The 20,393-nt window shown below is 65.0% G+C and carries 20 protein-coding genes and 1 other RNA gene; 8 read left to right on the top strand and 13 right to left on the bottom strand.

Features of this window, described 5'->3' with window-relative positions; all coding sequences use genetic code 11:
* Positions 1 to 462 precede the first annotated feature (462 nt).
* The 10 genes from ACMDCM_RS16320 to ACMDCM_RS16275 form a co-directional block, all read right to left on the bottom strand.
* On the bottom strand, positions 463 to 948 hold the full coding sequence (locus ACMDCM_RS16320; RefSeq protein ID WP_412774525.1) for a VOC family protein: 486 nt from the start codon (positions 946 to 948) through the stop codon (positions 463 to 465).
* Between the two features lie 123 nt (positions 949 to 1,071).
* On the bottom strand, positions 1,072 to 1,548 hold the full coding sequence (gene ybgC, locus ACMDCM_RS16315; RefSeq protein WP_412774524.1) for a tol-pal system-associated acyl-CoA thioesterase: 477 nt from the start codon (positions 1,546 to 1,548) through the stop codon (positions 1,072 to 1,074).
* Positions 1,545 to 2,591, bottom strand: a complete 1,047-nt coding sequence (gene ruvB, locus ACMDCM_RS16310; RefSeq protein WP_412774523.1) for a Holliday junction branch migration DNA helicase RuvB — start codon at positions 2,589 to 2,591, stop codon at positions 1,545 to 1,547. The genes ybgC and ruvB overlap by 4 nt, the downstream gene beginning before the upstream one ends.
* A 202-nt stretch (positions 2,592 to 2,793) precedes the next feature.
* Positions 2,794 to 3,411 carry a Holliday junction branch migration protein RuvA gene (gene ruvA / locus ACMDCM_RS16305; RefSeq protein WP_412774522.1) on the bottom strand — a complete coding sequence of 206 codons (618 nt, stop codon included), beginning with the start codon at positions 3,409 to 3,411 and terminating at the stop codon, positions 2,794 to 2,796.
* Between the two features lie 196 nt (positions 3,412 to 3,607).
* Entirely contained in the window at positions 3,608 to 4,126 is a 519-nt protein-coding gene (ruvC, locus tag ACMDCM_RS16300) for a crossover junction endodeoxyribonuclease RuvC (RefSeq protein WP_412774521.1), read from the bottom strand.
* A gap of 129 nt (positions 4,127 to 4,255) precedes the next feature.
* Positions 4,256 to 5,623 carry a magnesium transporter gene (mgtE, locus tag ACMDCM_RS16295; protein ID WP_412774520.1) on the bottom strand — a complete coding sequence of 456 codons (1,368 nt, stop codon included), beginning with the start codon at positions 5,621 to 5,623 and terminating at the stop codon, positions 4,256 to 4,258.
* Positions 5,624 to 6,026: 403 nt separating this feature from the next.
* Positions 6,027 to 6,773 carry a YebC/PmpR family DNA-binding transcriptional regulator gene (locus tag ACMDCM_RS16290; protein WP_412774519.1) on the bottom strand — a complete coding sequence of 249 codons (747 nt, stop codon included), beginning with the start codon at positions 6,771 to 6,773 and terminating at the stop codon, positions 6,027 to 6,029.
* A gap of 154 nt (positions 6,774 to 6,927) precedes the next feature.
* Positions 6,928 to 7,749, bottom strand: a complete 822-nt coding sequence (locus tag ACMDCM_RS16285) for a TIGR00282 family metallophosphoesterase (protein WP_412774518.1) — start codon at positions 7,747 to 7,749, stop codon at positions 6,928 to 6,930.
* An 18-nt stretch (positions 7,750 to 7,767) separates the two neighbouring features.
* Positions 7,768 to 8,358, bottom strand: a complete 591-nt coding sequence (locus ACMDCM_RS16280) for a 5-formyltetrahydrofolate cyclo-ligase (RefSeq protein ID WP_412774517.1) — start codon at positions 8,356 to 8,358, stop codon at positions 7,768 to 7,770.
* A 378-nt stretch (positions 8,359 to 8,736) separates the two neighbouring features.
* Entirely contained in the window at positions 8,737 to 9,543 is an 807-nt protein-coding gene (locus ACMDCM_RS16275) for an outer membrane protein (RefSeq protein ID WP_412774516.1), read from the bottom strand.
* 124 nt (positions 9,544 to 9,667) lie between these two features.
* Here ACMDCM_RS16275 and ACMDCM_RS16270 point away from each other — a divergent pair, with 124 nt between their 5' ends.
* Positions 9,668 to 9,943 (top strand): helix-turn-helix domain-containing protein, encoded by a 276-nt coding sequence (locus ACMDCM_RS16270; RefSeq protein ID WP_412774515.1) that lies wholly within the window; start codon positions 9,668 to 9,670, stop codon positions 9,941 to 9,943.
* Positions 9,944 to 10,182: 239 nt separating this feature from the next.
* Here ACMDCM_RS16270 and ssrS read toward each other — a convergent pair.
* The 3 genes from ssrS to ACMDCM_RS16255 form a co-directional block, all read right to left on the bottom strand.
* A non-coding RNA gene (gene ssrS / locus ACMDCM_RS16265) (6S RNA) lies at positions 10,183 to 10,343 on the bottom strand.
* Between the two features lie 310 nt (positions 10,344 to 10,653).
* The gene (locus ACMDCM_RS16260) at positions 10,654 to 11,037 is read right to left on the bottom strand and encodes a cell division protein ZapA (protein ID WP_412774514.1); all 384 of its coding nucleotides are present in this window, start codon (positions 11,035 to 11,037) and stop codon (positions 10,654 to 10,656) included.
* On the bottom strand, positions 11,034 to 11,366 hold the full coding sequence (locus tag ACMDCM_RS16255) for a DUF4164 domain-containing protein (protein ID WP_412774513.1): 333 nt from the start codon (positions 11,364 to 11,366) through the stop codon (positions 11,034 to 11,036). Before ACMDCM_RS16255 ends, ACMDCM_RS16260 begins: the two co-directional genes overlap by 4 nt.
* Positions 11,367 to 11,648: 282 nt before the next feature.
* Between ACMDCM_RS16255 and tkt the strand changes: the two genes are divergently transcribed.
* From tkt to ACMDCM_RS16220, 7 genes are all read left to right on the top strand, one after another.
* Positions 11,649 to 13,634, top strand: a complete 1,986-nt coding sequence (tkt, locus tag ACMDCM_RS16250) for a transketolase (RefSeq protein WP_412774512.1) — start codon at positions 11,649 to 11,651, stop codon at positions 13,632 to 13,634.
* Positions 13,635 to 13,974: 340 nt separating this feature from the next.
* Positions 13,975 to 14,982, top strand: coding sequence for a type I glyceraldehyde-3-phosphate dehydrogenase (gap, locus tag ACMDCM_RS16245; RefSeq protein WP_412774511.1), 1,008 nt, complete (start codon positions 13,975 to 13,977; stop codon positions 14,980 to 14,982).
* Positions 14,983 to 15,092: 110 nt separating this feature from the next.
* On the top strand, positions 15,093 to 16,286 hold the full coding sequence (locus ACMDCM_RS16240) for a phosphoglycerate kinase (protein ID WP_412774510.1): 1,194 nt from the start codon (positions 15,093 to 15,095) through the stop codon (positions 16,284 to 16,286).
* Between the two features lie 128 nt (positions 16,287 to 16,414).
* Positions 16,415 to 17,443, top strand: coding sequence for a class I fructose-bisphosphate aldolase (locus ACMDCM_RS16235; RefSeq protein ID WP_412774509.1), 1,029 nt, complete (start codon positions 16,415 to 16,417; stop codon positions 17,441 to 17,443).
* A gap of 279 nt (positions 17,444 to 17,722) precedes the next feature.
* Positions 17,723 to 18,427 carry a thiamine phosphate synthase gene (locus tag ACMDCM_RS16230; RefSeq protein WP_412774508.1) on the top strand — a complete coding sequence of 235 codons (705 nt, stop codon included), beginning with the start codon at positions 17,723 to 17,725 and terminating at the stop codon, positions 18,425 to 18,427.
* Positions 18,424 to 19,491: a tetratricopeptide repeat protein gene (locus ACMDCM_RS16225; RefSeq protein ID WP_412774507.1), complete on the top strand. Its 1,068-nt coding sequence runs from the start codon at positions 18,424 to 18,426 to the stop codon at positions 19,489 to 19,491. The genes ACMDCM_RS16230 and ACMDCM_RS16225 overlap by 4 nt, the downstream gene beginning before the upstream one ends.
* Positions 19,492 to 19,553: 62 nt before the next feature.
* Complete coding sequence (locus ACMDCM_RS16220; protein WP_292695702.1) at positions 19,554 to 20,342, top strand: inositol monophosphatase family protein; 789 nt, start codon at positions 19,554 to 19,556, stop codon at positions 20,340 to 20,342.
* Positions 20,343 to 20,393 lie beyond the last annotated feature (51 nt).

The following is a 20,393-nucleotide window of genomic DNA, read 5'->3' as shown; positions in this document are numbered from 1 at the left end:
CGCTTGCAGCACCGCGCATGATGAGACGATGGCGCGCAACGGACGCTGTCACGCGCCGCCAGACAAGATGCAAGCGCATCGCGCGCGTTTCTTCGCAAACAAATTCCTGCCGCATTGCTTGATCACGCTCGCATCATTGCTTCGGCCGTGGGGACAAATGCGGCCGCAGCATTCCAAGGGGCGTTCCGCGTACATCGATTCCGATTCTGGCTCGCGCAATTCGCGCCGCGATGAGTCATGCCAAAACCATCCCGGCCAAAAACCGTCGGCCAAAGCAAATCGCGGGGATATCATGACCGATGCAACAAAGCGGACGTTTTCCGGCGCGCTCGCGCACCTGTTCGCACATGTCATGGCGGTGACGTCGCTGCTGGTGATCGCCGCCTGCATCTTCTATGTAAGATAGGTCTGCGCCCGATCGCTTTCCATCAGCCGATCGACATGCATGCGGACAGCGCCGCCTCAGGCGTTAACCGTTCCGTTCGCAGCCGCCTCGATATCGGCAATGACGATCTTTTTCATCTTCAGCATCGCCTTTATGGCGCGGCTGGCCTTGGCGCGATCCGGATCCTGCAACAGGCGCGGCATCATATCGGGCACCACCTGCCATGACACGCCAAACCTGTCCTTGAGCCAGCCCCCCTTGAGCGGGCCGCCGCCGCCGGCGGTGAGCTTGTTCCAGTAGTAGTCGATCTCGTCCTGCGACTTGCAGTCGATGCTGAACGAGGTCGCTTCGCTGAACTGGAAATGCGGTCCGCCGTTCAACGCCAGGAAGCGGGTGCCGTCGAGCTCGAACTCTATGGTCAGCACGGTCCCGGCCGGCTTCGAACTGCCTTCGCCGTAATACGTCGTTTCGACGATCCTCGAATTGTCGAACACCGAGACATAGAATTTCGCAGCTTCCTCGGCCTGGGTATCGAACCAAAGGAAGGGGGTGATCCTGGGCATGGCGCGCTCCAATCGTTGCATGCAAGCTGATGCATGCGAGGCAACTCGCCAGCGACCGGCGGGTTCCGGCGAGACATGATCGCGCCGCGGACCACGCGATCCTGCGAACGTGATCGCCGGTGATCAGACTTGATCCGCCTTCATCGCCAGGCGCAGCGGCTTCGGTATCGGCCTCGCCTGCCCGCCGGAAACGAACGCCACCTTCACCTTCGCATCCAGCAGCAGCACGTCGCCGCGCCGCACCTCCTGATGCAAGGTGATCGAGGCGCCGCGAACCTCCAGCGGCCGGGTCACGATGTCGAGCACCTCGTCCATATGCGCGGGCTTGATGAAATCGAGTTGCATCGAGCGCACCACGAACGCAAAGCCCGGCGCTTCGCTTTCGGCCTCGTCGAACAGCGCGCGTTGATCGGCGCCGAGCAGGCGCAGGTAGTTGCTGCGCCCGCGCTCCATGAAGCGCAGATAATTGGCGTGATAGACGCGACCGGTAAAATCGGTGTCCTCGTAATACACGCGAATCCGCATGTGATGCTTGCCGTCGCGGATGATACCGTCGAGCTGTTCGGCCTGCGGCGGCGCGTTCATGGGGCGAGCATTCATTGATCTTCGTCCTGCCCAAACAATCCGAACTGCGCCGGATCGCGCGAGGGCTCAGTCAGGCCGAGATGGCGGAAGGCGTGCGCGGTGAGCAGCCGTCCGCGCGGGGTCCGCTGCAGATAGCCGCATTGAATCAGAAACGGCTCGATGATGTCCTCGATGGCGTCGCGCGGCTCCGACAGCGCCGCCGCCATGGTTTCCACACCCACAGGCCCGCCGCCGTAGTTCAGCGCGATGGTGGTGAGATAGCGGCGGTCCATGGCATCGAGCCCCGCGGCATCGACTTCCAGCGCGCCGAGCGCGTGATCGGCGATCCTGCGATCGATGGCGGACGCATCCGCGGCGGACGCGAAGTCGCGCACCCGGCGTAACAGCCGACCGGCGATGCGCGGAGTACCGCGGGCGCGGCGGGCGATCTCGTTGGCGCCGTCCGCCGTCATGCCGACTTCGAGCACGCGCGCGCCGCGGCTGACGATCTTCTCCAACTCATCGATGGTGTAGAAATTCAGGCGTACCGGAATTCCGAAGCGGTCGCGCAGCGGATTGGTGAGCAGCCCCGCGCGCGTGGTGGCGCCGACCAGCGTGAACTTCGCCAGCTCGATCTTGACCGAGCGCGCCGCCGGACCTTCGCCGATGATGAGGTCGAGCTGGAAATCCTCCATCGCCGGATACAGCACCTCCTCCACCGCCGGCGAAAGACGATGGATTTCATCAATGAACAGCACGTCGCGCTCTTCGAGATTGGTCAGAAGCGCCGCGAGATCGCCGGCCTTGGCGATCACCGGGCCGGAGGTGGCGCGGAAGCCGACGCCGAGTTCGCGCGCGACGATCTGCGCCAGCGTGGTCTTGCCGAGACCGGGGGGGCCGACGAACAGCACGTGGTCGAGCGCCTCTTTTCGTTTACGGGCGGCATCGATGAAGATCTGCAGGTTGGCGCGGGCCTGCGCCTGCCCGACGAACTCGGCCAGCTTTTGCGGCCGCAGCGCGGTGTCACCGACATCATCGGCGCGGCGCTCGGGCGTGACGATGCGGGAGGGCGTGGTCATGGGCACGCCAGGCCCCGATCGGTCTTCACCTCTCCCGCTTGCGGGGGAGGTCGGCGAGCGAAGCTCGCCGGGAGGGGGCTGTCACGCCATAACGGCTCGCCGGCAGATGCCCCCACCCTCGATGCCCCCACCCCAACCCTCCCCCGCAAGCGGGAGAGGGAGCGCTCCGTCACCGGGGCAATCGCATGAACCATCAGTACTCTCACCGCGCCAATTCCTTCAGTCCGAGCCGGATCAGTTGCGCGGTCTCCGCTGTCTCGCCGGCGCTGCGCGAGGCGGCCGCAACCGCAGCCGCCGCCTGAGGCTGACCGTAGCCGAGATTGACCAGCGCAGAGATCGCATCCGCCACCGGACCCGGCGCGCGGCGGTCATCGATCGCGCCGGCGAGATGCACCACCGCAGGATCGACATTGGCGAAGGACGGTGCCTTGTCCTTCAACTCAGTCACGATGCGTTCGGCGACCTTCGGGCCGACGCCGGGCGTGCGCGCAACCGACGCCTTGTCGCGCAAGGCAATGGCGTTGGCGAGATCGGCCGGCGACAGCGTGCCGAGCACCGCGAGCGCCACCCGCGCGCCGACGCCCTGCACCGTCTGCAACAGGCGAAACCACTCGCGCTCGTGATCGGTGCGAAATCCGAACAGCTTGATCTGGTCCTCGCGCACATAGGTCTCAATCGCCAGCACCGCCGCCTCGCCCGGCGACGGCAGCGCCTGCAACGTGCGCGACGCGCAATGCACCTGATAGCCGACGCCGCCGACATCGAGGATGACGTAATCCTCGCCATAGGAGTCGATGAGACCCTTGAGCTTGCCGATCATGGATAGCTCTTTCACCTCCCCCGCTTGCGGGGGAGGTCGACGCAACCGGCAGCGCCCTCGCGCGCCGAGGTGCGGCGGGTGGGGGCCGCCGCGCCTCCGGACAACAAGACCCTGCCCCCTCCCCAACCCTCCCTCGCAAGCGGGAGAGGGAGCAGCCTGCGCCCACCGTTACCCCTGATACAAACCAACACATTCATCATCCCGCCACCTTCATCCGCGCCGCGATCGCCGCGCTGCCCCGGTGATGCGCGTGGGTGATGGCGATGGCGAGCGCGTCGGCGGCGTCGGTGCTCTTCGGGTCGGCCTTCGGCAGCAGGATCTTCAGCATCGCCTGGATCTGGGTCTTGTCGGCATGGCCGGCGCCGACCACCGTCTTCTTCACCTGATTGGGCGCGTATTCCGAAACCGCGATGCCGAACATCGCCGGCGCCAGCATGGCGACGCCGCGCGCCTGCCCGAGCTTCAGCGTCGCCACGCCGTCCTTGTTGACAAAGGTCTGCTCGATCGCCGCCTCGGCCGGGCGAAACCGGTCGAGGATCTGGCCGAGCCCCTCATGGATCGCCAAGAGCCGGCTCGCCAACGCCACCCCCTCGCGCGTCTCCACCGAGCCGCAGCCGACGAAGATCAGGCGGTTGCCCTCGATGTCGAGCACGCCCCAGCCGGTGCGGCGAAGGCCCGGGTCGATGCCCAGGATGCGAATCGGTGAGGAGGTCATGACCCATGTTACCGCAACCGCCCCGCCGCGTCCGCCCCGGGAAGGGCCACGGCGGGAGCATCTCCTCTCGTCATGGCCGGGATCGTCCCGGCCGTGACGACGGAGATGGAGGAGAGTGCGGCAGCGCCGCTACAGCAGCGTCCCGCTCAGGATCAGCAGCGCGACGCTGAAATAGATCATCAACCCGGTGACGTCGACCAGCGTGGCGACGAACGGCGCCGAGGCGCTGGCGGGGTCGAACCCCGCCCGTTGCAGGATGAACGGCAGCATCGAGCCCGCCACCGAGCCGAACGTCACCACGCCGATCAGCGCGGCCGCGACCGTGATGGCGACGAGCACCCAATGCTCGCCGTAATCGAAGATGCCGAACTTCTGCCAGATCACCACCCGGGTCATGCCGATCACGCCGAGGATCGCGCCGAGAATGATGCCGGTCGGCAATTCGCGCAACGCGACACGCCACCAGTCGCGCAGCCTGACCTCGCGCAGCGCCAGCGCGCGGATCAACAGCGAGGTCGCCTGCGACCCGGAATTGCCGCCGGAACTCATGATCAGCGGGATGAACAGCGTCAGCACGATGGCCTTTTCCAATTCGCCCTCGAAGTGCTGCATGGCGCTCGCGGTCAGCATCTCGCCGAGGAACAGCACGCAGAGCCAGCCGCCGCGCTTGCGGATCATGCCCGGCAGTCCGATTTGCAGATAAGGCTCGTCGGTCGCGGCCATGCCGCCGAACTTCTGCACGTCCTCGGTATTTTCCTCGATGATGGCGTCGATGATGTCGTCGACCGTGACGATGCCGAGCACATGGCCGGCCTTGTCGACGACGGGCACCGCCAGCATGTCGTGCCGCGTGATCAGCCGCGCCACGTCCTCGCGGTCGGCCAGCGGCGAGGTGGTGATCGGCGAGCGCGCCAGATCGGCGATCCTGGCCAACGGTTCGCCGGCGACCAGCCGCCGCAGCGACACCGCGCCGACCAGGCGGCGGGTGAACGCGTCCAGCACATAAATGGCATAAACCGTCTCGCGGGTGCGCTCGACCTGCCGGATATGCTGCAGGGTGCGCTCCACCGTCCAGGTCGCGGGCACGCTGACGAATTCGGTCGTCATCATCGCGCCGGCGGTATTCTCCGGATAGGCGAGCAGGCCCTCGATGGTCGTGCGCGTCGCCGCGTCGAGACCCTGCATCAGTTCGGTGCGGGCCGGCTCCTCGAGCTGCCGCACGATGTCGGCGGCCATGTCGGCCGACATGCCGGCGAGCAGAATGGTGGCGGTCTGCCGCGGCAGCGCCTCGACGATCTCGGGTCCGAAGTTCAGCTCTGGCTTGTCGAGGATCTCGACCGAAATATCGACGGGCAGCAGCACCAGCACCGCGGCCGCGTCCTGCGGCGCGAGCAGGTTGAGGATTTCGACGTTGTCGGCGACGTGGCCGTCGCTCAGGCGCGAGGCCAACGCGAACACGTCGAGGTCGCCGTCCGTGGCGGTGGGGGTATCCATCATAGCTCACCTTCGGGGTCTGCCGGCAACGGCAGGCCTTGTGAGCTCATCAAGCTCTCAGACCGGTGCCGCTGTCGGCGAGGTACCTGGCAAGGTACCTGGCAAGTTACCAGGACTGTCGCTTGGCATAATGAGTGGTGTTCCAGTGAAGGGCGCGCGGCCGGGGCCGCAGCATCCCGCTTGAGCCTGACATGATCCTTCGGCCGGACCGCGTCAAGGGAAAAAGCGCGTGGTGGTGATATCGGGCGTCATTGCCGGGCTCGACCCGGCAATCCATCCTTTTTGACGATTGATGGGTACGCGGGTCATAGGCGAGTGGAAGCGACGCCGTTCTTCGAACGGCTATGCCCGCGTATGACGCAGAAATTCTGGTGACGACGTTGTCACGGTCGCCCGCGGAAGAAGGCTACCCGCCGAGCTTCGCCATCAGCGCGTCGGAGACCTCGAAGTTGGCGTAGACGTTCTGGACGTCGTCGTGTTCGTTGAGAAGATCGATGAGCTTGAGCAGCTTCTCGCCGGTGTTGTCGTCGACGGCGACCGTGTTCTGCGGCTTCCAGATCAACGCCACCTTGCGCGCCTCGCCGAACCGGCCTTCGAGCGCCCTGGCGACGTCGCGGAAGGTTTCCTGCGAGGCATAGATTTCGTGACCGCCCTCGCCCGACGCCACGTCGTCGGCGCCGGCCTCGATCGCGGCTTCCAGCATGTCGTCGGCGGACGCCTTGTCCGCGTCGTATTCGATCACCCCGAGCCGGTCGAACATGAACGACACCGAGCCGGTTTCACCGAGGTTGCCGCCGGACTTGGTGAAGTAGGAGCGGATGTCGGAAGCCGCGCGGTTGCGATTGTCGGTCAGGACTTCCATGATGACGGCGACGCCTCCCGGGCCGTAGCCCTCGTAGCGCAATTCGTCATAGGTCTCCGCATCGTTGCCGCTCGCCTTCTTGATCGCACGCTCGATATTGTCCTTGGGCATGTTTTCCGCCCGCGCCGCGATCATGGCGGCGCGCAACCGCGCATTCATCGCCGGATCGGGCGTGCCGAGCTTGGCCGCCACGGTGATTTCGCGCGCGAGCTTGCTGAACAGCTTCGACTTCTGGGCATCCTGCCTGCCCTTGCGATGCATGATGTTCTTGAACTGGGAATGTCCGGCCATCGGCAGGTCTCTCTCGAATCCGGGGCAGGTGCCGGCGGCGGCACCGGCGCCCTCTTGCAAAGGTGGAAGCGGCGCGGCGTTATAAGCCGGGACCGGTCGAAATCAAAGACTGGCGCGAAGCATCCGGTATCCTTGATCGAAGTTTGATCGCCCCTCACGACCAGAACGCAGGCTCCGCCTGCTCGAGCCGTCCGCCGAGCCGCACCGGCGCTATCTTTAGTGCCAGCCCGGTCGCGTCATCGGTCTCGACCGCGACGCCGCTCAAGGTGGCGACGCCGCCGGCCGGCTCGAACCGGCCGCTCGGGATGCCCGTAGTGAAGCGGCGCAGCGGCTCCTCCCTCTGCATCCCGATCACCGAGTCATAATCGCCGGTCATGCCGGCATCGCTCATATAAGCGGTGCCACCGGGAAGGATGCGATGATCCGCCGTCGGCACATGGGTGTGCGTGCCGACCACGAGGCTGGCGCGGCCGTCGCAGAAGAAACCCATGCTTTGCTTCTCGCTGGTCGCCTCGCCATGGAAATCCACGACGATCGCGTCCGCCGCTTCCCGCAGCGGGCAGGCGTCCAGCTCACGCTCGATGGCGCGGAAGGGATCGTCGAGCGGCTCCATGAAGATGCGCGCCATGGCGTTGATGACGAGCGCGCGGCGGCCGTCCCTGATATCGATCAGCGCGGCGCCGCGGCCCGGCGTATGCCGCGGAAAATTCAACGGGCGAATGAGCCGCGGCGCGCGCTCGATGAACACCAGCGCCTCTTTCTGATTCCAGGCGTGGTTGCCGAGCGTGACGGCGTCGGCGCCGGCATCGAGAAACTCCTGGTAGATCGCCTCGGTGATGCCGAAGCCGCCGGCGGCATTCTCGCCGTTGACGACGACAAGATCGAGCTTCCACCGGGCAATGAGCGCCGGCAGGTGTTCGCTGATGGCGGTTCGTCCGGTCTTGCCGACGACGTCGCCGATGAAAAGAATACGCACGGCTTTACTGTTCCGATTTCAACGCGGCTTTCCAAAGCTGAAAAGCCCGGCTTCGGTTAGCACATAATCGAGCCGCGCGTCGTGCGCCAATGCGGGCACCTGCGGAATCTCCTGCACCGCGAAAGCGAGACCGACGGCGGTGATCGGCTTGCTCTCGCGCAACTGCGCAAGCGTGCGGTCGTAATAGCCGGCGCCATAGCCGATCCGATGGCCGGCGCGATCGAAGGCCGCGAGCGGCACCAGCACGATGTCCGGGACGACGTCGGTCAGGGTGGCGGGCGGCTCGGCAATTCCGAACGCACCCCGCACCAGCGCCTCGCCGGGCTTCCACGCGCGGAATAGGAGCGCGGCGTTGCGCGCTGCAATCGCCGGCATCGCAAGCACGGCGCCCCGCGCGGCCAGGCTCTTCATCAGCGGCACCGGATCGATCTCGCTGCGGATCGGCGCGTAGCCGGCGACGACCGGCGACGACGTTGTTTCGAGCGGCGGCATCCGCGCCGCGATCGCGCGCGCCGCCGCGACGCGCTGCTCCGCGCTCAAGGCATCGCGACGAGCCAACGCTGCGGCGCGCAGCTCGCTTTTCGATGGGGCGTTCGGGGAAACCGACATGCTGGATGTTTAGTTCAACGTCATCGTCTGCGAAAGCGGATGATCCGGTACATCCAACGCGAGCGACATGAATAGGAGCGGGTTCGCTTTAGACGGAATCAGCAACCCGTCATGCCCGGCTTTATGCCGGGCATCCACGTCTTACGGCCCCCACCCTACCCTCCCCCGCAAGCGGGGGAGGGATAAAGGGAGGGGGCCGTGGATGGCCGCGACAAGCCCGGCCATGACGCAACGGGTGTTTCCATCAAAACCTAAACCGCTATAGATGCCCGCATTCGCGGACGTGACGGCCGATGGAGAGGAAAGGAAAGCGCGAAGCCGCAATCGCCGTTGAATCGCCCGATCCCGGAATTGCCCGGCTGCCCCGGCGATCCCCATTCAAAACTTGTAGTTCACACCCGCCCGGACAAGGTGGAAGTTCGCCTGGTCTTTTGCCGTCACGAACAGGCCGGCGCCTGGATAGGACGCGTCATTGTCATAAAAACGGTGGGACCTGCTGCCGAGATCGACATAGGCATATTCGCACTTGATCGTCAGGTTATCGGTGAGGGCATATTCGGCACCGCCGCCGACCGTATAACCGGTGCGGGTATCACTCTCCGACCCGTTGATTCCGGCCAGCCGTGCTCCCGTTGCATAATCGTAGTCATTGATTCCGGCCTGCGTTTTGACTTGGCCGTAAGCAAGACCGCCGGTCGCAAAAATCATCAAGCGATCCGTTGCAACAAATCCAAGACGGGGGCGAACCGTTCCGAACCACTCGACATGGTTCTCCGCCGATAGGACGTCATGGTAGAGGCCGAAACGGTCACCTCCAGCAGCATATGTCGTTTTCAGACCCACATAATTGATGTCGGCTTCGAGACCGAGGACGATGCTTCCAATCTGGTAATTGTAACCGATCTGGGCACCGCCGGTAAACGAAGCACCATTCGAATTCCGCAGGAAATCAAAACCGTCAAGGGAACGCGAAAAGCCCGGAATAACCGTGCTGTTCACATCGACATTCTCAAGCGTCCTGTCGTCGCCCCAGGCATAGCCGGCGTTCACGCCGACATAGGAACCTGTCCATGCGAAGAGGGGAGCGACATGGGGAGCCGGTGCCTTGCGAGCAGGAAGATCAGCCGCGCTCGCACCCGAGCAAAAAGCGGCCGCAGACATTAAAGCAAAAACGATCTGTTTCATTTTGTTACCCCCAAAGACGATGAGACCAAGGGGATCGCCCCTCGACCTGATAAATCCTGTTTTCGGATAAAAGTGTCAAGGAGAAATATTCAGAACTGGGATTAATTTCTGAAATGAACGGTTCTTGCGCTCCATCTATGAGACAGATTACCAGCGTCTTCTGGCGGCCTTGAAAAAGGCACGGCGAGAACGGCGTGTCACGCAGAAGGCCATCGCCGACGCTCTGCGAAGACCCCAATCGTTCGTGTTCAAGTATGAAAGCGGAGAGAGGCGGCTGGACGTCGCGGAAATGGTTCACATTGCCCGGTTGCTGGGACTGGAGCCATCAAAGCTGGTGAGGGACATGGCAAAAGATGTCGCCCCGCTGCCATCGGACCGAAAGTACGCGTTCAGAGGTTAATCGGCTGTCCATGGCGGCGAAGGGCGCAAGAGCGAAGCGTATTGCGTCGATCCGCAAGGCGAGCGGATGACGCTGCGCGCCGAATGTTTAGTTCGCCGTCATCATCCGCGAAAGCGGATGATCCAGCGCAGCCCAAGCCGATGACGTGAATACTGGATGCCCGCTGGAGCCCGTCATCGGGCCTGCGAAAGCCGGACCCGTTGGCGAGCATGACGCCCCAAGACGGAGCCTTGGAAAAGTGCGAAGCCGCGATCGCCGTTGGAGCGCTCGATCCCGGAGTTCCCTACGAAAGTAGGTGGGCACCATATGATCGGGTCCACGGACCCGGCCAGGGACAGTTCCCTTAAGGATCGATAAGGCCCCGGGGATGTGTGGCTCCTGACGCGCGGCGCAGCCTCGCGACGCTAATGTAGGCGGGAATGGACGCGGATGCCAGCGGCGTCTCAGGTGACGACGTGTATCTATCGGCATGTCGCGGGCGCGATGCGGCGCATGACGTCGCTTCGCAGAACCGGAACCGTCCCGGAAACTTCGCAACGGCCCCCGATCAGCAGCGCATCATGCCAAACGGCGTGCCGGCGGCATTACTATTTTATTTAATCGAGCACGATCTTATCCGAAGCCGGTCCCCACCTTTCGGGATCATGCTCAAGGCACGAAACGGGCCGGCGCCAATCGCGCGAGCGACCCAACACGTCCGCAGGGAATCGTCACCCGATGGCGATGCCGCCGCCGACGGTGCGGTTCAGGACCTGCGTGGTCTTTTCGATGCGCTGCGCCGCCATGTTCAGCGCGGCCGCCACCGCCGCCTGCGTGGCGCGCGCGCGCTCGGCGGCCGCAGCGCGCACGTCGCCCAATGCGTTGATCTCGTTCTCCAGTGCGTGGATGCGCTGATGCGCATCCAACAGTTCGTCGGAGGCCGTCAGCGCCGCCATGACTTCGAGCCGCTGATCGCCGATCTCGCCGAACTTGCCGCGCAACTCGCCGATCCGGCGTTCCAGATCGCCTGCAAGTTTCTGCAGCCGGTCTTCCTGGCCATCCTCGCAAGCCATCCGGTACTGTCGACCGTTGATGGTGACGTTGACATGGCTCATGGCTTCTCTCCCGCCGCTTCGAGCACGGACCTGATGGTGCCGATCGCCGCGTCGAGCTTTTCGGCGATTTCGCGATTGGCGCGTTCGAGCTTGCGCGTGCGCACCAGCGAGCCGTCGAGTTCATCCGCGAGCCGCGAGCGGTCCGCGCCCAGCGCCTGAATGCGGCTCGCCAATTCGTCCTCGTCGCGATCCGCCTCGCGCCGTCGCTCCACCGCTCTTTCCAGCGCATCGAGCGCGGCGGTCAATCGTCGGGTCGCAGCGTCGATGTCGACCGTACCGTTATTGGCCGGTTCGGCACTGGCGGAACGGTTGGCGGGTCGGTCGTTCATGTTCGCTCTGCACGCCTCTCGGCCGGTTGTAGACCGGATTACAAAGCTACGGCTCGGCAAGCCCTTAGAGACTGAAATTTACGTGGCGGGCGAGGCCAGCGCAACGCCGCAGCATAGCTATTCACCGCAAAACATTCTCCCCGTGAGGGGGCTCTCCCGCACTTGGACTCCGCCGACGCAGGTGCTATGCCCCCGGCACGCCAGTCCGGCTCCGCCGGGCTGCATCGAATTCCAATGCGAACCGTTTAGCCCTCCTCATCTAGTCTGGACCGGATATCCCACATGCCGACCGTCGATTCCTCCCGTATGGCGAATGCAATCCGCGCGCTCGCGATGGACGCCGTAGAAAAAGCAAAATCGGGCCATCCCGGCCTTCCCATGGGCATGGCCGACGTCGCCACAGTGCTGTTCACCAAATTCCTGAAATACGACGCCGCCGATCCGCATTGGCCGGACCGCGACCGCTTCATTCTCTCCGCCGGCCACGGCTCGATGCTGCTCTATGCGCTGTTGTACCTGACCGGCTACAAGGAGATGACGCTCGACCAGATCAAGAATTTCCGGCAGCTCAACTCCAAGACTCCGGGGCATCCCGAGAATTTCGTCACCGAGGGCGTCGAAACCACCACCGGCCCGCTCGGCCAGGGCGTCGCCACCTCGGTCGGCTTCGCGCTCGCGGAACGCCTGCTGGCCGCCCAGTTCGGCCGCGACGTGGTCGATCACTACACCTATGTGCTGTGCTCCGACGGCGACCTGATGGAGGGCATCAGCCACGAGGCCATCGCGCTGGCCGGTCATCTCAAGCTCAACAAGCTGATTTTCTTGTACGACGACAACGGCATCACCATCGACGGACCGATCACGCTGGCCGACGACGTCGATCAGGTGGCGCGCTTCAAGGCCTGCGGCTGGGACGCAAGACGGGTTGACGGTCACGATCAGAAGGCGGTCGCGGCCGCGATCCGCCGGGCGCAGAGGTCCGACAAACCGTCGCTGATCGCCTGCAAGACCATCATCGGCTTCGGCGCCCCCACCCGCGCCGGCACCTCCAAGGCGCACGGCGAAGCGCTCGGGGCGGAAGAACTCGCGGGCGCGAAGAAAGCGCTCGGCTGGAATTACGGCCCGTTCGAAATCCCCGACGATGTCCTCAAGGTCTGGCGCAGCGCGGGACGCAGGGGCAAGCGGCACAATAAGGAGTGGCGCGCGAAGTTCGCGGCCAAGTCCGAGGCCGAGCGCAGCGAGTTCACGCGCCGCGCCGTCGACCGCAAGCCGCCGCAAAACCTCGACGAGGTGATCCGCAAGCTCAAGGACAAGCTGGTCGCCGAGCCGCCGACGGTCGCCACCCGCAAGGCCAGCGAAATGGCGCTCGAGGTGCTGGTGCCGGCGGTGCCGGAACTGCTGCTCGGCTCCGCGGACCTCACGCCGTCCAACAACACCCGTCCCAAGGGATTGAAGGAGGTCGAGCCGGGTCACGACGACGGCCGCTACATCCATTACGGCATCCGCGAACTCGGCATGGCCGCGGCCATGAACGGCATTGCGCTGCATGGCGGATTCGCCCCCGCCGGCGGCACCTTCATGTGCTTCACCGACTACGCCCGCCCGGCGATGCGCGTTTCGGCGCTGGCGCATATCCCGGTGATCTACATCATGACCCACGATTCGATCGGGCTCGGCGAGGACGGCCCCACCCACCAGCCGGTGGAGCATCTGGCATCCTTGCGCGCGATGCCGAACATGCGCGTGTTCCGCCCTGCCGACGCGGTGGAGACCGCCGAGTGCTGGCAGCTCGCTCTGGAGCGGCCGAAAGGACCCACGGTCCTGGCGCTGTCGCGGCAGAACCTGACGCCCGTGCGCAAGACCCCGCATGCGGACAATCGCTGCGCGCATGGCGCCTATGAACTGGTCGCGGCCTCCGGCGAAGCGAAGGTGTCGATCTTCGCGTCGGGCTCGGAAGTCGAGATCGCGGTCGCGGCGCAGCAACAGCTCGCGGGGCGCGGCATCGCGTCGCGGGTCGTCTCGGTGCCCTCGCTGGAACTGCTGCTCGAACAGCCCGAGGAACGCCGGCATGCCATCATCGGCAAGGCGCCGGTCAAGATCGCCGTGGAAGCGGCCGTCCGCTTCGGCTGGGACGCGGTGATCGGGCCCGACGGCCTGTTCGTCGGCATGCACAGCTTCGGCCACAGCGCGCCCGCCAAGGATCTCTACAAGCACTTCGGCATCACCGCCGAGGCCGTGGTCAGCGCTGCGGAGAAGCGCCTTCGTTGAGGTTGAGATTGCCTCAAAATCAAAAAGGCGCTAGCTAAAACGCGCGGAATGCGGAATGCGGAATGTGGATTTGACATGAGCGGATCGGCCTCCCACAGGTTCGAGATGCGAATGTCAGATCCAGGTTTCCGCCGGCAGTTTATTTTGCCGGTGGTCCTTTGATTTTGACGTTCGCGGATTCTCTCGCTCAAGGCGGGACGCGAATGCTAAAATCGGATCGCTGGACATCACCAATGGTCGCCGCCCGGCGGAACCGGGCGACACAGCGTCGATGCTCGCGCGCGGAGCTAAACTTGCGGTTGCGCGGAGATGACGCCCCTATTTGAAGGAGAAGGAAGACATGGCAGTCCGGGTCGCAATCAACGGGTTTGGCCGCATCGGCCGCAATGTTTTGCGCGCGATCTACGAGGCCAACCGCGACGATCTCGAGATCGTGGCCATCAACGATCTCGGCCCGGTCGAAACCAACGCGCATCTCTTGCGCTTCGATTCCGTGCATGGCCGCTTCCCGTATGAGGTGAAGGTCGAAGGCGACAGCATCGTCATCGGCAAGAACAAGATCAAGGTGACCGCCGAGCGCGATCCCGCCAAGCTGCCCTGGAAGGAACTCGGCATCGACATCGCGATGGAGTGCACCGGCTTCTTCACCGCGCGCGACAAGGCCGCCGCGCATCTCGCCGCCGGCGCCAAGCGCGTGCTGGTCTCGGCTCCGGCCGAGGGTGCCGACATGACCGTGGTCTACGGCGTCAACCACGACAAGCTGACCAAGGACCATCTGGTGGTTTCGAACGGCTCCTGCACCACCAACTGCCTCGCGCCGGTCGCCAAGGTCATCAACGACCTGGTCGGCATCGAGACCGGCTTCATGACCACGATCCATGCTTACACCGGCGACCAGCCGTCGCTCGACACCATGCACAAGGACCTCTACCGCGGCCGCGCCGCGGCGCTGTCGATGGTCCCGACCTCGACCGGCGCCGCAAGAGCGATCGGCCTGGTGCTGCCGGAGTTGAAGGGCAAGCTCGACGGCGTCGCGATCCGCGTGCCGACGCCGAACGTCTCGGTGGTCGACCTCAAGGTGATCGCCAAGAGAGAGACCACCGCTCAGGAGATCAACGAGGCGATGAAGCGCGCCGCCTCGCAGGAGCTGAAGGGCATTCTCGGCACCACCGACCAGCCCAACGTTTCCAGCGACTTCAATCACGATCCGCATTCCTCGACGTTCCACATCGACCAGACCAAGGTGCAGAACGGCACGCTGGTCCGCGTGCTGTCGTGGTACGACAACGAATGGGGCTTCTCCAACCGCATGACCGACACCGCGGTCGCGATGGCGAAGCTGATCTGAGTGTTTTCGTCATGCCCGGCCTCGTGCCGGGCATCCGCGTCTTACCAACCTTGCAAGTCAAAAGACGTGGATGGCCGTGACAAGCACGGCCATGACGGCAGAGGTGAACCATGAGCAACTTCCGTACTCTTGACGACGTCGATCTCCGCGGCAAGCGCGTCCTTTTGCGCGTCGATCTCAACGTTCCCATGGAGCAGGGTCGCGTCACCGACACCACGCGGCTGGATCGCATAGCACCGACGATCACGGAAATTTCGGACAAGGCCGGCAAGGCGATCCTGCTGGCGCATTTCGGCCGGCCCAAGGGCCCCGACGCCAAGGACTCGCTGCGACCGGTCGCGACCGAACTGGCGAACGTTCTCGGCAGGCCCGTCGCGTTCGCCGGTGATTGCATCGGCGAGGCCGCCCAGAAGGCCGTCGCCGCGATGAAGGACGGCGACGTTCTTTGCCTGGAAAACACCCGCTTCCACAAGGAGGAGGAGAAGAACGATCCGGCCTTCGTCGCCGAACTCGCCAGGCTCGGCGACATCTGGGTCAACGACGCCTTCTCCGCCGCCCATCGCGCCCACGCTTCGACCGAGGGCCTCGGCCACAAGCTGCCGGCCTATGCGGGACGCACCATGCAGGCCGAACTCGAAGCGCTGAACAAGGCGCTCGAGGCGCCGACCAAGCCCGTCATCGCCATCATCGGCGGCGCGAAGGTCTCGACCAAGATCGACCTTCTGGAAAACCTCGTCAGCAAGGTCGATGCGCTGGTGATCGGCGGCGGCATGGCCAACACCTTCCTGCACGCGCAGGGCGTCAACGTCGGCAAATCGCTGGCGGAGAAGGACCTCGCCGCGACCGCGCTGCGCATCCTCGACAAGGCCCAGGCCGCCAACTGCGCCATCATCCTGCCGGTCGACGCCACGGTGGCGTTCCATTTCGCCGCCAACGCGCCGTCCCACGCCTACGGGTTGGACGCGATCCCGGCCGACGGCATGATCCTCGACGTCGGGCCGCAGTCGGTGGAGCGTGTTCATTCCGCCATCGACGATGCCGCAACGCTGGTCTGGAACGGCCCGCTCGGCGCGTTCGAGCTGACGCCGTTCGATCGCGGCACCGTGGTCGCCGCGCGACACGCCGCGGCCCGCACCAAGGCCGGGAAACTGGTATCCGTCGCCGGCGGCGGCGATACGGTCGCGGCGCTGAATCAGGCCGGGGTGGCCGGAGACTTCTCCTACGTCTCGACCGCCGGCGGCGCCTTCCTGGAATGGATGGAAGGCAAGCCGCTGCCGGGCGTGGAGGTGCTGCGGGCAAAATGACGCTGCCGCTCGCGGCAAAATGAGTTGCAGCACCCAAAAGCGGCAGTTCCGATGCCCGCCTGTTCTTGAAACCGACATCTTCGTTTCGGAAAAGCTCGCAGGAGGAGACGCTGCAGGAGGAGACGCTGATGAACCTCGCTGACCTCAACAAGGTGGCGCAAGCCATGGTCGTGCCCGGCAAGGGCATCCTCGCCGCCGACGAATCCTCTCCCACCATCACCAAACGGTTTGACGCGATCGGCGTGACCTCCACCGAGGACAGCCGCCGCGACTATCGCGAGATGATGTTCCGCTCAACCGACGCCATGACGAAATACATCTCCGGCGTCATTCTCTATGACGAAACCATCTGGCAGGACGCCAGGGACGGCACGCCGCTCATCAAGCTGATCGAGCAGGCGGGCGCCATTCCCGGCATCAAGGTCGACGAGGGCACGCAGCCCCTGCCCGCATGCCCCGGCGAACGCGTGACCGTCGGACTGGACCGGCTCGCCGAGCGATTGAAGACATACTACGAGCGGGGCGCACGCTTCGCGAAGTGGCGCGCGGTGATCGACATCAACGCAGGCGGCATCCCGAGCATGACGGCGGTCGGCGTCAACGCCCATGCGCTGGGGCGCTATGCCGCGCTGTGCCAGGCCGCCCAGATCGTGCCGATCGTCGAGCCCGAAGTGCTGATGGACGGCGATCACGACATCGATCGCTGTTACGAAGTTACCACGCGGGTGCTCAACGTGACGTTCCAGGAGCTGCGCAAGCAGCGCGTCGCGCTGGAAGGCATGATCCTGAAGCCGAACATGGCGATCTCAGGTAAGAAGTGCGCGAAGCAGGCGTCGGTGGCGGAGGTCGCGGAAAAAACCGTGCGCATGCTGAAGACCTGCGTGCCGGCCGCCGTTCCCGGCATCGCCTTTCTGTCCGGCGGGCAGTCCGACGAGGAGGCGACCGCTCATCTCGACGCCATGAACCGGATCGGCAACCTGCCGTGGAAGCTCACCTTCTCCTATGGCCGCGCGCTCCAGGCCGCGCCGCAGAAGGCGTGGTCCGGCAAGGCCGCGAACGTCACCGCCGGGCAACGCGCCCTCAACCACCGCGCCCGGATGAATTCGCTCGCCAGCAAGGGCGAATGGAAAGCCGACCTGGAAACGAAGGCTGCGTGAGCTTTCCGCACGGACCTGATTTCGCCGTCATTGCGAGCGCAGCGAAGCACGCCCAGTTCGCATTGAATTGCAACGAGTAACTCGTCACCTCTCCCGCTTGCGGGGGAGGCCGACCGGCGAAGCGCAGCGAAGCCGGTCGGGTGGGGGCCTCTTCATTGCCCCCTCCCTAACCCTCTCAGCGTTGCTCGCGGCGCGGCCCGCAAGCGGGAGAGGGAGTTTCGCAGTGCTCGACGATGCGTTTCTTCATCATCTGAAACGCTCAAAAGGTTCAGGCTTCAGATGTCGCCGAAAGTCGCGCCGTCCCGACCGCTCCCGCGAATCTATCTCGCGACGCCGGTCGTCGTCGACCCGTCGCCAGTAGCGGCACGGCTTGCCGCGCTGCTCGCCGCCGCCGACGTCGCAGCCGTCCTGCTGCGTCTGTCCCCTTCCGATCCGCGCGCGCTGATCTCGCGCATCAAGGCGCTGGCGCCCGTGATCCAGGCCGGCGGCGCGGCGCTCCTGCTCGAGGGTCACGCCGATCTGGTCGCACGCTCCGGCGCCGACGGCGCGCATCTCACCGGCATCGCGGCATTGCAGGAGGCGCTGCCGACGCTGAAACCCGATCGCATCGCCGGCGCGGGCGGGCTGTCGACGCGCCATGACTCGATGATCGCGGGCGAGGCCGGCGCCGACTACGTGCTGTTCGGCGAGCCGGACAAAGCCGGCGAGCGGCCGTCCTCGGATGCGATCGCGGACCGGCTGGCCTGGTGGGCCGAACTGTTCGAACCGCCCTGCGTCGGCTACGCCGCAAGCCTGGACGAGGCGCGGACCTTCGCCGCGTCCGGCGCGGATTTCATTCTTGCGGGCGACCTCGTCTGGAACGATCCGCGCGGCGCGGAGTCGGCACTGATAGATGTCGCGCAGGCGATCAGGCATGGTCACGGTTCGCAAGGCGACCGGGCGATGCCCGCGAACGCAGCCGGACAGGGAGGTGACGCCGGATGATTGTCCTGCATCCTGCCGCCCGTCCCCTCGCCGTTGTCGCGGGCGTTCTCATGCTCGGAGGAAGCGCGCTGGCGCAGCTCCAGTTGACGCCGACCGATGCGCCGCCCAAGGCGAGCAGGAGCGTCAGGACAAAGACCATCAAGCCCCCGCCGCCGAAGGAGGCCGCGAAACCCGCGAAGCCGGCGCCTGCGGCGGACGCCAAGGCCGACGCGCCGGCTCCCGACAATCCGAACGTCGATCTGGTCTACGGCGCCTATCAGCGCGGCTTGTACAAGACCGCTTTCGATCTCGCGATGAAGCGGGCGCAGGACAACAAGGACCCTGCCGCCATGACCATGCTTGGCGTGCTCTACGCCAACTCGATGGGCATCAAGCGCGACTACGGCAAGGCGATCGAGTGGTACCAGCGCGCAGCCGATCTCGGCGACCGCGAAGCGATGTTCGCACTCGCCATGCTTCGGATCAGCGGGCGCGGCAGCCCACCCGACAAGGAGGCGGCCGTGAAATTGCTGGCCTCGTCGGCCAAGCTCGGGGAGCCCAAGGCTGCCTATAATCTTGCGCTGCTCTACATGGACGGACAGACGCTGCCGCAGGATTTCAAGCGCGCCGCCGAATTGCTGCGCTTCGCCGCCGATGCCGGCAACCCGGAAGCGCAATATGCGCTGGCGACGTTCTACAAGGAGGGCACCGGCGTCGAAAAAAATCTCTACAAGTCGGTGCGCCTGCTGCAGGCGGCCTCGCTGGCCGGCAACGTCGACGCCGAGGTCGAGTATGCGATCGCGCTGTTCAACGGCACCGGCACCGAGAAGAACGAGGCGGCCGCGGTATCGCTGCTGCGCAAGGCCGCCAGGCAGAACAGCGCGATCGCGCAGAATCGTCTCGCGCACGTCCTCGTGTTCGGCATGGGCGCGCCGGTGGACAAGGTCGAAGGCCTGAAATGGCATATCGTTGCGAAAACCGCCGGCAAGGGCGATTTGCAGCTCGACGAGGCGCTGGCGCAGGCGACGCCTGAAGAGCGCGCCAAGGCCCAGGACGCCGCCCGCAAATGGCTCGGAATCAAATGATGCCTTGACGGGGGCGTTGGCGCAGGGCACCCAATCCGCACCCTTCATTCCGAGCCGAAATCATGCTGCAATCCGCCCTCATGAACGTCATGGTCAAGGCCGCGCGCCGCGCGGGCCGCAGCCTGAAACGGGATCTCGGCGAGATCGAAAATCTTCAGGTGTCGCTGAAGGGACCGGCGAATTTCGTCAGCCTCGCCGACAAGCGCGCCGAGGAAATCATTTACGAGGATCTCAGCAAGGCGCGGCCCGGCTACGGCTTTTTCGGCGAGGAAGGCGGCAACCGCGAGGGCACGGACAAGAGCCACACCTGGATCGTCGATCCGCTCGACGGCACCACCAATTTCCTGCACGGCATTCCGCATTTCGGCATCTCGATCGGCCTGCAGCGCGACGGCGTGCTGATCGCGGGGCTGGTCTACAATCCGGCGACCGACGAACTCTATACCGCCGAGCGCGGCAAGGGCGCATTTCTCAACGACCAGCGGCTGCGCGTGGCCGGGCGGCGCCAGATGAACGATTGCGTCATCGCCTGCGGCCTGCCGCACATCGGACGCGGCGACCACGAACTATCGCGGCGGGAAATGGCGGCCCTTCAGCCCAAGGTGGCGGGCCTGCGCCGCTTCGGCGCGGCCTCGCTCGATCTGGTTTATGTCGCGGCCGGACGTCTCGACGGCTACTGGGAACGCAACCTGCAACCGTGGGACATCGCGGGCGGACAGATCATCGTGCGCGAGGCCGGCGGCATCGTCAGCGGCATCCAGGGCGATGACGATCCGCTTGTGACCGGCGACGTGATCTGCGGCAACGAGTTCGTCCACGGCGAACTGGTGAGGATCATCAGGCCGTTGTGATAATAAAAATATGCGTCATTGCGAGCGAAGCGAAGCAATCCAGCTCTTTCT

Origin of the sequence: Nitrobacter sp. (assembly GCF_047149785.1) — a bacterium.
Lineage (GTDB): Bacteria > Pseudomonadota > Alphaproteobacteria > Rhizobiales > Xanthobacteraceae > Nitrobacter.
The sequence above is the reverse complement of the archived record's forward strand: the minus strand, read 5'-3'. Positions and strand labels throughout refer to the sequence as shown.

Coding starts and splice junctions, on each gene's coding strand:
- ACMDCM_RS16320 (WP_412774525.1), bottom strand. CDS start 948: ATGCCCAGGATCACCCCCTTCCTTTGGTTCGATACCCAGGCCGAGGAA.
- ybgC (WP_412774524.1), bottom strand. CDS start 1,548: ATGAATGCTCGCCCCATGAACGCGCCGCCGCAGGCCGAACAGCTCGAC.
- ruvB (WP_412774523.1), bottom strand. CDS start 2,591: ATGACCACGCCCTCCCGCATCGTCACGCCCGAGCGCCGCGCCGATGAT.
- ruvA (WP_412774522.1), bottom strand. CDS start 3,411: ATGATCGGCAAGCTCAAGGGTCTCATCGACTCCTATGGCGAGGATTAC.
- ruvC (WP_412774521.1), bottom strand. CDS start 4,126: ATGACCTCCTCACCGATTCGCATCCTGGGCATCGACCCGGGCCTTCGC.
- mgtE (WP_412774520.1), bottom strand. CDS start 5,623: ATGATGGATACCCCCACCGCCACGGACGGCGACCTCGACGTGTTCGCG.
- ACMDCM_RS16290 (WP_412774519.1), bottom strand. CDS start 6,773: ATGGCCGGACATTCCCAGTTCAAGAACATCATGCATCGCAAGGGCAGG.
- ACMDCM_RS16280 (WP_412774517.1), bottom strand. CDS start 8,358: ATGTCGGTTTCCCCGAACGCCCCATCGAAAAGCGAGCTGCGCGCCGCA.
- ACMDCM_RS16275 (WP_412774516.1), bottom strand. CDS start 9,543: ATGAAACAGATCGTTTTTGCTTTAATGTCTGCGGCCGCTTTTTGCTCG.
- ACMDCM_RS16260 (WP_412774514.1), bottom strand. CDS start 11,037: ATGAGCCATGTCAACGTCACCATCAACGGTCGACAGTACCGGATGGCT.
- ACMDCM_RS16255 (WP_412774513.1), bottom strand. CDS start 11,366: ATGAACGACCGACCCGCCAACCGTTCCGCCAGTGCCGAACCGGCCAAT.
- tkt (WP_412774512.1), top strand. CDS start 11,649: ATGCCGACCGTCGATTCCTCCCGTATGGCGAATGCAATCCGCGCGCTC.
- gap (WP_412774511.1), top strand. CDS start 13,975: ATGGCAGTCCGGGTCGCAATCAACGGGTTTGGCCGCATCGGCCGCAAT.
- ACMDCM_RS16240 (WP_412774510.1), top strand. CDS start 15,093: ATGAGCAACTTCCGTACTCTTGACGACGTCGATCTCCGCGGCAAGCGC.
- ACMDCM_RS16235 (WP_412774509.1), top strand. CDS start 16,415: ATGAACCTCGCTGACCTCAACAAGGTGGCGCAAGCCATGGTCGTGCCC.
- ACMDCM_RS16230 (WP_412774508.1), top strand. CDS start 17,723: ATGTCGCCGAAAGTCGCGCCGTCCCGACCGCTCCCGCGAATCTATCTC.
- ACMDCM_RS16225 (WP_412774507.1), top strand. CDS start 18,424: ATGATTGTCCTGCATCCTGCCGCCCGTCCCCTCGCCGTTGTCGCGGGC.
- ACMDCM_RS16220 (WP_292695702.1), top strand. CDS start 19,554: ATGCTGCAATCCGCCCTCATGAACGTCATGGTCAAGGCCGCGCGCCGC.